We start from the raw sequence: 10,353 nt of genomic DNA, 5'->3' as shown, positions 1-10,353 counted from the left end.
GAGACAGCCTTACCGGCACTCACCGCCGGTAAGGAGGCCTTCACGGACCTGACAACGACTACGCGGCTACTTCGACTTCGCCGTCGTGGTGCGCTTCTTCGCGGCGGTCGTCTTCGTCCCGGTCGACTTCGCGGCCGCCGACTTCGCTGTCCCCGACTTCGCCGTGCCGGACTTCGACGTGGACGACGTCGACTTGCGGGCGGGAGCCTTGCGCTTCGGAGCCGGGCCCTTCGCGCGCTTCTCCGCCAGCAACTCGGCAGCGCGCTCGGCGGTCAGTTCCTCGATACTGTCGGTCTTCCGCAGCGTCGCGTTGTACTCGCCGTCGGTCACGTACGGACCGAACCGGCCGTCCTTGACGACCATCGGCTTACCCGACACCGGGTCCTCGCCCAGTTCCTTCAGCGGCGGCTTCGCCGTCGCCGAGCGGCCACGCTGCTTCGGCTCCGAGTAGATCTTCAGCGCCTCTTCGAGCGTGATCGAGAACAGCTGGTCCTCAGTGGACAGTGAGCGCGAATCCGTGCCCTTCTTGAGGTACGGGCCGTAACGCCCGTTCTGCGCGGTGATCTCGTCGCCCGACTCGGGGTCCTTGCCGACCACTCGCGGCAGCGAGAGCAGCTTGAGCGCGTCGTCCAGCGTCATCGTCTCGATGGACATCGACTTGAACAACGAGCCCGTACGCGGCTTCGGCTGCTTCGCCTTGGCGGCCTTCTTCTGCGCGGCCGTCGCACCCTCGGGCAGCGGCTCCGGCTCCGGCAGGATCTCCGTGACGTACGGCCCGAAGCGGCCTTCCTTCGCGACGATCTCGTGCCCCGACACCGGATCCGTGCCCAGCACGCGACCCTCCTGCGGAGTCGCGAACAGCTTCTCCGCGATCGCCTGCGTCAGCTCGTCCGGCGGCAGGTCCTCGGGCAGGTTCGCCCGCTGCGACGTCCCGTCGACCTCGCGCTCCAGGTACGGGCCGTAGCGGCCGACGCGGACGACGACGGTGTGACCGTCGGAGTCGCTGAACAGCGGGATCGAGTTGATCTCGCGGGCGTCGATGTCCTCGACGCTGGAGCCGACGAGCTTCTTCAGCCCGCCGAGCCTGCCGACCGAACCGTCGACGCCCATGTCGCCGCCGAAGTAGAACTTGCCCAGCCACTCCGTCCGGTGCTCGTCACCGGCGGCGATGCGGTCGAGCTCGTCCTCCATGCCAGCCGTGAAGCCGTAGTCGACCAGCCGCTCGAAATGCCGCTCCATCAGGCCGATCACGGCGAACGCGACCCAGGAGGGCACCAGCGCGGAGCCCTTCTTCCACACGTAGCCGCGGTCCTGGATGGTCTTGATGATCGACGCGTAGGTCGACGGACGGCCGATGCCCAGCTCTTCGAGCTTGCTGACCAGGCTCGGCTCCGAGTACCGCGCCGGCGGCGAAGTGGTGTGCCCGTCCGGGGACAGCTCGGTCGCGGTCAGCGCCTGGTCCTTGACCAGCTGCGGCAGCCTGCTCTGCTTGTCGTCGGCCTCGCCGCCGGTCTCGGTGTCGACCGCCTCGACGTACGCCTTGAGGAAGCCCGCGAAGGTGATCGTGCGGCCCGACGCGGCGAAGGTGCACTCCTCGCCGCTGGTGGCGGTACCGACGATCCGCACGGACATCGTGGTGCCCTTGGCGTCGGCCATCTGCGAGGCGATCGTGCGCTGCCAGATCATCTCGTAGAGCCGGTACTCGTCGGTGTCCAGCTCCTTCGCGACCTGTCCCGGTGTCCGGAACACCTCACCCGACGGCCGGATCGCCTCGTGGGCTTCCTGCGCGTTCTTGACCTTGCGGGTGTACTGCCGCGGCGACGGCGAGACGTACTCCTTGCCGTACAGCTGCGTCGCCTGGCTACGCGCGGCCGAGAGCGCCGACTCCGACAGCGTCGTCGAATCGGTACGCATATAGGTGATGTACCCGTTCTCGTACAGCTTCTGCGCGATCCGCATCGTGCGCTCGGAGGAGAACCGCAGCTTGCGGCCCGCCTCCTGCTGCAGCGTCGAGGTCATGAACGGCGCGTACGGCTTCCGCGTGTACGGCTTCTCTTCGACACTCGCGACCTTGAAGTCGCGCTGGTTCAGCGCCTGCGCGAGCCGGACCGCGTCGGCCTCGGCGAGGATCCGCACGTCGGCCGAGGACGACTTGAGCTGCCCGTCGGAACCGAAGTCGCGGCCGGTGGCCAGCTTCGCGCCGTCGATCGAGATGAGCCGCGCCGGGAACGCCCGCGGTGTCGCGTCGGCGCCCGCGTCCATCGTCGCCGAGATGTCCCAGTACGACGCCGAGGTGAAGCGCATCCGCTCGCGCTCCCGCTCGACGATGATCCGCGTCGCCACCGACTGGACCCGGCCCGCCGACAGCTTCGGCATGACCTTCTTCCACAGCACCGGCGAGACCTCGTAGCCGTAGAGCCGGTCGAGGATGCGCCGGGTCTCCTGCGCGTCGACGAGGTCGGCGTCCAGCTCGCGGGTGCTGTCGGCGGCGGCGCGGATGGCCTGCTCGGTGACCTCGTGGAAGACCATCCGGCGGACCGGCACCTTGGGCTTGAGCGTCTCCAGCAGATGCCAGGCGATCGCCTCGCCCTCGCGGTCGGGGTCGGTGGCGAGGTAGAGCTCGTCGACGTCCTTCAACAGGCCCTTCAGCTCGGTGACCTTGGACTTCTTGTCCGGGGTGACGACGTAGAGCGGCTTGAAGCCGTTGTCGACGTCGACGCCCAGCCGCGCCCACGCCTCTCCTTTGTACTGGGCCGGCACGTCGGCGGCACCACGCGGCAGGTCGCGGATGTGCCCGACCGAGGACTCGACGACGTAGTTCCCGCCCAGGTAGGGGGCGATCTTGCGGGCCTTCGTGGGCGACTCGACGATCACCAGCCGCCGGCGCCCGGAGGCGTCCGTCCCGGTGCCGTTCTTCTTGGTCCGTGCTCCTGCCACGCTTCGCCTGCTCTCCGCTCATCTCCGGCCGCCGCGGCGGCGGCCCGCCCCTCGACGCCGGGGCCACGCCCGTGTCTCCGACCTGTCAGTGTGCACGCTCGTACCACCCGAACGGCGCCGAGGTGGCACAACACGCCGCTTCGGGAGTCTCCACCACATCGCCATTGACCTCGACGATGTTTCTTTTCCACACCTAGCACGTGATGTCGGACACGCGCAGTGCAGGGTGCGAGAGTAACTGGCCGGATACCCTCCGTTCGACGGTGGTGGGCGTCACGCGTCGTCGCTTGACTTACTAGCTCGTCGAGCTGAAAGGACCCCACCATGATCCGACGACTCCTCGGCGCACTAGCCGTCGCGGCCACGGCGACCGCCGTGCTGGGGACCACCCCGGCGCTGGCCGCGACAACCACGTTCGCGGGCACCGTCGCGCTGTCCAACTGTTCGGGCTCCGTGGTCAAGCCCGCCGGCACGCCGGACACCGCTCCCGCGATCGTGATGTCCAACGGGCACTGCCTCGAAAGCGGCATGCCGCAGCCCGGCCAGGTCATCGTCAACAGGGCCTCGTCACGCAGCTTCAGCCTGCTTTCCGCGGACGGGCGGCGCTCGGTCGGGACCCTGCGCGCGAAGAAGATCGTGTACGGGACCATGACCGACACCGACGTCTCGTTGTACCAGGTGAGCACGACCTACGCCCAGATCAAACAGCAGTACGGAATAACCGCGCTCGAACTCGCCAACGCACACCCGGCCGACGGCGTGCGCATGGACGTGGTGTCCGGCTACTGGAAGCAGATCTACTCCTGCACGGTCAACGGCTTCGTCCACGAGCTGCGCGAGAACGGCTGGGTGTGGAAGGACTCGATCCGCTACACGCCGGACTGCCAGACCATCGGCGGGACCTCGGGCTCCCCGATCGTCGAAACCTCGACCGGCAAGGTCATCGGCGTCAACAACACCAGGAACGAGGACGGCCAGCGCTGCACGCTGAACAACCCGTGCGAGGTCGACGAATCCGGGAACGTCACGGTGCACCAGGACACCCCCTACGGCCAGGAGACCTACGGCATTCCCGCCTGCCTGACCGCGGCCAACGAGATCGACCTGGCCAAGCCGGGCTGTTCGCTGCCGAAGCCACTCGCCACCGACATCGCCGCCTGAGACTCACCCCGCCCGCCTGGCCGGAGCCGCCTCCGGCCAGGCCGCCTCGGCCCCGCTCGGCGGCTCGCCGATGAGTTCCAGCAGGCTCTCCAGCCTGCGGCGTCCGGTCACCCGTACGGCGGGAACGTCCGCCTTGGGGCCGAGCAGCCGGGCGGGCACGCCGAGCGGTGCCAGCGCGGCGGCCAGCCTGGCGTGTGTGCCGGGCGCCAGCGGGTCGAGCGCGAGCAGATAGGCGCTGCCACCCTGCCTGCCGCTCGCCAGCGCCCACATGCGCAACATCGCGCCACTCAGCCGGAACCCGTCGGGCACCGCCTTGCCCGAATCGTCCTCCGCCGGACCGGTGCGGCCGTCCCGCAGCCAGCGGGACGCCAGCGGCAGCAGGTCCACCCGGAACGACGTGCGCACCTGGGGCTGGCCGCAGTCCGCGGTGCCGACCTGCGCGTCGGCACCGCGCCTGCGGCATTCGCCCGCCAGCGCGCGAGCCCGCCACGGCTCGTCCACGACCACCGACAGGCGCGCGGCAGTGCGGCCGAACCCGGTGATCTGGCCGTGGCAGCACAGCAGTCCGGCCAGATCGGCCAGCCCCGGCCCGCTCGCCTCGGCGGAGAAGAACGAGATCGTCCGATCCACCCGGGTATACTAGAACACAAGTTCGAATCGGGCGAGGTCCAGCGGGGAGGGTTATTTGGGGGCGGCAGGCACCGTCAGCTGCTGACAGCCGGGCGTCCGCTTGCTCGCGGCGTCCATGTCCGGCACGTCCTGAAGGCCCTTGAGCACGTTGAGCCCGGCGATCTGGTCGAGCGTCGCCCGCGCGTCACCGAGGGCGTCACGGGTCACGGCGGGCTCGGCGTGCGCATCGTCGATGCGCTGCCGCACGTTCTGCGCGCGCTGCCGGATGTCGCCGAACCGCTCGACCATGTCCCGCCTTGCCTTGTCCGCAGCGGGCGCCGGGGGCGCGTCGAGACGCTGGAGGCCGTCGATGGTCTGGTCGAGCCCGCCGACCACGGAACCCAGCAACGCACTCGACGTTTTCGAAGCCTGCTGGGGAGTGCTGGGATCGACGGTGGGCAACGCGGCCAGCGTGCGCACCAGGTGTGTGACCGCACCGCAGTAACCGTCCGCCCATCTGGCCGCCGGATCGGCCTGCTCCGCGGCACTCACGGGATTTTCCTCCCGTGCCTGCGAAGTGATCACCGGCTGCTGTCCGCATCCGGCGAGGCCGATCCCGATTCCTGTTGCTAGCGCGGCAAGAACGGTCAACCGCGGCCGCACTCGTACACCTCCTGCCCGTCGACGTCCAGCAGCCCCGACCGTACCGACACGAGCATGCTTCGCAAGTCGCCGGGCGATTTCCGGGATGAGATCACACACGGAGCGTGATCGGTTACAGAGCGACGCGGCCCGGCATGCGAAGTTCGCACACCGGGCCGCGTCCGGGAAAAGGATCAGACTTTCGCTTCCGCCGGGGTGTCGGCGATGACGGTGCCCCGTCGCTTGGACACCACGATGGCCGCGATGATCACCGCGACCGCGACGAGCGAGATGATGATCCGCACCGCCGGACTGGCGTGCTCGCCGATCGAGAACTGCACGACGGCGGGGGCGACCAGCACCGAGACCAGGTTCATCACCTTGATCAGCGGGTTGATCGCCGGGCCCGCGGTGTCCTTGAACGGGTCGCCGACGGTGTCGCCGATGATCGTCGCCTCGTGCGCCGACGAGCCCTTGCCACCGTGGTTGCCGTCCTCGACGAGCTTCTTCGCGTTGTCCCACGCACCACCGGAGTTGGCGAGGAAGATCGCCATCAGCGTGCCGGTCGCGATCGCGCCCGCGAGGTAACCCGCGAGCGCGCCGGTGCCGAGACCGAACCCGACCGCGATCGGAGCGAACACCGCCAGCAGCCCCGGAGTCGCCAGCTCACGCAGCGAGTCGCGGGTGACGATGTCGACCACCTTGCCGTACTCGGGCCGCGTGGTGCCCTCCATGATCCCCGGGATGTCACGGAACTGGCGGCGCACCTCGTACACAACAGCGCCTGCCGCCCGCGAAACCGCGTTCACCGCGAGACCCGAGAACAGGAACACGACCGCCGCGCCGACGATGACACCCACCAGGGTGGCCGGGCCGACGACGTTGGCGATGAACTCCTTGCCGTCCCCGATCGCCTTGGTGATCGCGTCGGAGTAGGACCCGAACAGCGCCGTCGCCGCGAGCACGGCCGTGGCGATCGCGATGCCCTTGGTGATGGCCTTGGTGGTGTTGCCGACCGCGTCCAGCTCGGTGAGGATCTGCGCGGCCTTTTCGTCGACGTCACCGGACATCTCCGCGATGCCCTGCGCGTTGTCCGAGACCGGGCCGAAGGTGTCCATCGCGACGATGACGCCGACCGTGGTGAGCAGACCGGTACCGGCCAGCGCCACGGCGAACAGCGCGACGCCGCCACCGAGCAGGTAGGCCCCGAACACGGCCGCGCCGATCACCAGCGCGGTGTACACAGCGGACTCGAAACCGACCGAGATACCGGACAGGATCACCGTGGCCGCACCGGTTTCCGACGTCTTGCCGACGTCCTTGACCGGCTTGTGCTCGGTGCCGGTGTAGTACCCGGTGAGCCGCAGGATGATCGCGGCGAGCACGATGCCGATGATCACCGCGACGGTCGCGATGACCGCGGGGTTGCCGGGTTCGCCGACCTTCCCGCCGGTGAGTTCGGAGAACGAGCTCGGCAGGTAGACGAACGCCGCGATTGTCGAGAGCACCGCGGAAATCGCCGCGGAGATGTAGAACGAGCGGTTGATCGTGACGAGGCCGCCTTCGCCCGCGCGCGCCTTGGTGATGTAGACGCCGATCACCGCGGTGATCACGCCGATGGCGGGCACGATGAGCGGGAAGATCAGGCCGTGCACGCCGAACGCCGTGCTGCCCAGGATCAACGCCGCCACCAGCATGACCGCGTACGACTCGAACAGGTCCGCCGCCATCCCGGCGCAGTCGCCCACGTTGTCACCGACGTTGTCGGCGATGGTGGCCGCGTTACGCGGGTCGTCCTCCGGGATGCCCTGCTCCACCTTGCCGACCAGGTCCGCGCCGACGTCGGCGGCCTTGGTGAAGATACCGCCGCCGACACGCATGAACATCGCGATCAGCGCGGCACCGAAACCGAAGCCCTCCAGCACCTTCGGCGCTTGGCCGGTGTAGACGAGCACGACGAGGGCCGCACCGAAGAGGCCGAGGCCGACGGTGATCATGCCGACCACGCCGCCGGTGCGGAACGCGACCCGCATCGCGATCTCGCGGCCGCCCTCTTCCCGCGCCGCGGCCGCCACGCGCAGGTTCGCCTGCGTGGCCAGCCACATGCCGAGATAGCCGATGCTAAACGAGAACGCCGCGCCGACGAGGAAGAAGATCGACCGGCCGATCCGCTCGTTCCAGTCATCGGCGGGAAGCGCGAACAACAGCAGGAACACGATCACGCCGAAGATCGCGAGGGTGTTGCGCTGCCGTTTGAGATAGGCAGCCGCGCCTTCCTGCACTGCCTTCGCGATGTCCTGCATCTTGGTGGTGCCCTGGCCCGCGGCCAGCACCTCCTTGAGCAGCACGTAGCCGATGACCAGTGCGGCAAGGGCGACCGCGGCGACCACACCGACGATGGTGTAGCCACCTCCGGAGAGCGTCAGACCGCCCTCCGCGAGGAACTGCCGGGACATTCGTCCTCCTGGAGACGTCGCCGTTCGCCAACGACGAACCCGCCGATCCACGGCGTGCCGGCGCTGGCATGGATCTGTACCGATCGACACGCTAGCCGTGCGGGGACGCACGTCTCACATGACGCTCGCCACAGAGAGTGTGGATTGCGGGAGTGTATTGGTAGTGAGAAAGTGCCTGGCAAGGCGTCCCGATCACAATACGATCCGTGACCTTGTGAGACTACTCACTGGATCGATCAGCGCAGCGCAAAGCCCGTGCCCGGCCAGGTTGTCGTACCCCTGTGCCAAGCTCGATGCCGTGGTGGACGGCAGGGCGGGCGCACGCGGGCGGCGGTTACTGGAGCGGGTGACGGCGGGCATCCCGGCCAGCGAGAACCCGATCACTCATGTGGCCGAGCTGCCCGCCAGGCCCGCCGGGCACGCACCGTGGCCGGGCTGGGCCGCGGCGCCGGTGGTCGACGCGTTGCGGGCGTGCGGCGTCGAGCGGCCGTGGACGCATCAGGCGGAGGCGGCCGAGCACGCGTTCTCGCGACGGCATGTGGTGATCTCGACGGGGACGGCTTCGGGAAAGTCGCTGGCCTACCAGCTGCCGGTGCTCACGGAGATCTCCGAGGGCGGCCGGAGCACCGCGCTGTATCTGGCGCCGACGAAGGCACTCGGCGCCGACCAGTTGCGTTCGGTGTCCTCTTTGGACATCGAGGGAGTGCGCGCCGCCGCGTTCGACGGGGACACCCCGATGGCCGAGCGCGACTGGGTACGCGCGCACGCGAACTGGGTGTTCACGAACCCGGACATGCTGCACTGCGGAATCCTTTCGGCGCACGGCCGCTGGGCGCAGTTCTTCCGGCGCCTGCGCTACGTCGTCGTCGACGAATGCCACAGCTACCGGGGGGTGTTCGGTTCGCATGTGGCGCTGCTGCTGCGCCGGTTGCGGCGGGTCGCCGCGCACTACGGCGCCTCGCCGGTGTTCGTGCTCGCCTCGGCGACGACGGCCGCGCCCGCCGAATTCGCCACTCGGCTGACGGGGGTCGACTGCGCGGCGGTCACCGAGGACGCGTCGCCACGCGGGGCGCGCACGGTGGCGTTGTGGGAGCCTCCGTTGCTGCCGGAACTGTCGGGAGAAAACGGGGCGCCGGTACGTCGCTCGGCCGGGGCGGAGGCGTCGCGGATCCTGACCGAGCTGGTGGTCGAGGGCGCCCGATCGCTGGCGTTCGTCCGCTCCCGGCGTGGCGCCGAACTGACCGCGCTGGGCGCGCGGCGGCTGCTGTCCGAAGTGGACCCCGCGCTCGTCGGCACCGTCGCCGCCTACCGATCCGGGTACCTGCCGGAGGAGCGCCGGGAGCTGGAAGCGTCGTTGCTGTCCGGGCGGTTGCTGGGGGTCGCGACCACGAACGCGCTCGAACTCGGTGTGGACATCGCCGGACTGGACGCTGTGGTGCTCGCCGGATATCCGGGGACGCTGGCGTCGTTCTGGCAGCAGGCAGGCCGGGCGGGTCGCACGGGCGACGCGGCGCTCGTGCTGTTCGTGGCGCGGGACGATCCGCTGGACACGTACCTGGTGCATCATCCGGCGGCGCTGCTCGACCGGCCGGTGGAGACCGCGGTGCTCGACCCGTCGAATCCGTACGTGCTGGCGCCGCAGCTCGCCTGCGCGGTCGCCGAACTGCCGCTCACCGAACCGGAACTGGCTGCCTTCGGCGGTGACGCCGCGCGCGAGGTGCTGGCCGAGCTGACGGCGGACCGGTTGCTGCGCCGCCGTTCGAGTGGCTGGTACTGGATCTCGCGGGACCGCCCGCACGCGGATGTCGGCATTCGCGGTTCGGGTGGTGACCAGGTCGCGGTGGTCGAGGCGGATTCGGGACGGATGCTCGGCACGGTCGATCCGGGTTCGGCGTGTTTCGCGGTGCATCCGGGCGCGGTCTACCTGCATCAGGGTTCGTCGTACGTGGTGGACGAACTGGATCTGGAGACGGGCCTGGCGCTGGTGCACGCCGAGGATCCGGATTGGAACACGTCGCCGCGCGAGGTGGTCGACATCTCGGTACTGAACACGCAGGAACGTTGTGTGCACGGCGGGGTAAGCGTCTGCCTCGGCGAGGTGGCCGTGACGTCTCAGGTGGTGGGCTACCTGCGACGCCGCCCCTCCGGCGAAGTGCTGGACCACACGCCACTCGACCTGCCGGAGCAACGCCTGCAAACCCGCGCCGTCTGGTACACCATCTCCACCGACCTCCTCGGCCCTACCGAGAACCCGGTGGGGACCAAGGATTCTCAGGCGGGGACCGGAGTCTCGGGGCCGGAGCCCGAAACTGTCGCGCCGGTGGGGACCGAGGACTCTCGGGCGGGGACCGAAACTCCTGACAACGCAACAACAACAGACACCAAGGCCGAGCACGTCCAACAGGCAACCGATCTGACAGACGCAACCACGGTGGGGGTCCGGGGGCGTGCCCCCGGGCGGGGTGGGGGGGGTGGACCCCCCCCAAAAAACAAGAGGGAGGCCCGGGCGCGCGCGCCGCCGGGCGGCCGCCCCCCCCAGCGCGGTCCC

6 protein-coding genes are annotated in these 10,353 nt (G+C 69.4%); 2 read left to right on the top strand and 4 right to left on the bottom strand.

Going from position 1 to position 10,353, the window contains the following annotated elements:
- Nucleotides 1-66: 66 nt before the first annotated feature.
- Nucleotides 67-2,937, bottom strand: coding sequence for a type I DNA topoisomerase (topA, locus tag ACFWY9_RS39930; RefSeq protein ID WP_378341319.1), 2,871 nt, complete (start codon nucleotides 2,935-2,937; stop codon nucleotides 67-69).
- Between the two features lie 324 nt (nucleotides 2,938-3,261).
- On the opposite strand from topA, the gene ACFWY9_RS39925 reads away from it, so the two are divergent.
- Nucleotides 3,262-4,098: a serine protease gene (locus ACFWY9_RS39925; RefSeq protein ID WP_378341318.1), complete on the top strand. Its 837-nt coding sequence runs from the start codon at nucleotides 3,262-3,264 to the stop codon at nucleotides 4,096-4,098.
- Between the two features lie 3 nt (nucleotides 4,099-4,101).
- On the opposite strand, the gene ACFWY9_RS39920 is transcribed toward ACFWY9_RS39925, so the two are convergent.
- From ACFWY9_RS39920 to ACFWY9_RS39910, 3 genes are all read right to left on the bottom strand, one after another.
- The gene (locus tag ACFWY9_RS39920; protein WP_378341317.1) at nucleotides 4,102-4,728 is read right to left on the bottom strand and encodes a hypothetical protein; all 627 of its coding nucleotides are present in this window, start codon (nucleotides 4,726-4,728) and stop codon (nucleotides 4,102-4,104) included.
- Between the two features lie 51 nt (nucleotides 4,729-4,779).
- Nucleotides 4,780-5,259 carry a hypothetical protein gene (locus ACFWY9_RS39915; RefSeq protein WP_378327833.1) on the bottom strand — a complete coding sequence of 160 codons (480 nt, stop codon included), beginning with the start codon at nucleotides 5,257-5,259 and terminating at the stop codon, nucleotides 4,780-4,782.
- Nucleotides 5,260-5,543: 284 nt separating this feature from the next.
- On the bottom strand, nucleotides 5,544-7,805 hold the full coding sequence (locus ACFWY9_RS39910) for a sodium-translocating pyrophosphatase (protein WP_378341316.1): 2,262 nt from the start codon (nucleotides 7,803-7,805) through the stop codon (nucleotides 5,544-5,546).
- A 346-nt stretch (nucleotides 7,806-8,151) separates the two neighbouring features.
- Here ACFWY9_RS39910 and ACFWY9_RS39905 point away from each other — a divergent pair.
- The coding region (locus ACFWY9_RS39905) for a DEAD/DEAH box helicase (RefSeq protein ID WP_378341321.1) at nucleotides 8,152-10,353 on the top strand (2,202 nt) is incomplete at its 3' end.

Origin of the sequence: Amycolatopsis sp. NPDC059027, assembly GCF_042739735.1 — a bacterium.
Taxonomy (GTDB): Bacteria; Actinomycetota; Actinomycetes; order Mycobacteriales; family Pseudonocardiaceae; genus Amycolatopsis.
Note: the sequence above shows the minus strand (reverse complement) of the source record. Positions and strands in the feature narration are given on the sequence as shown.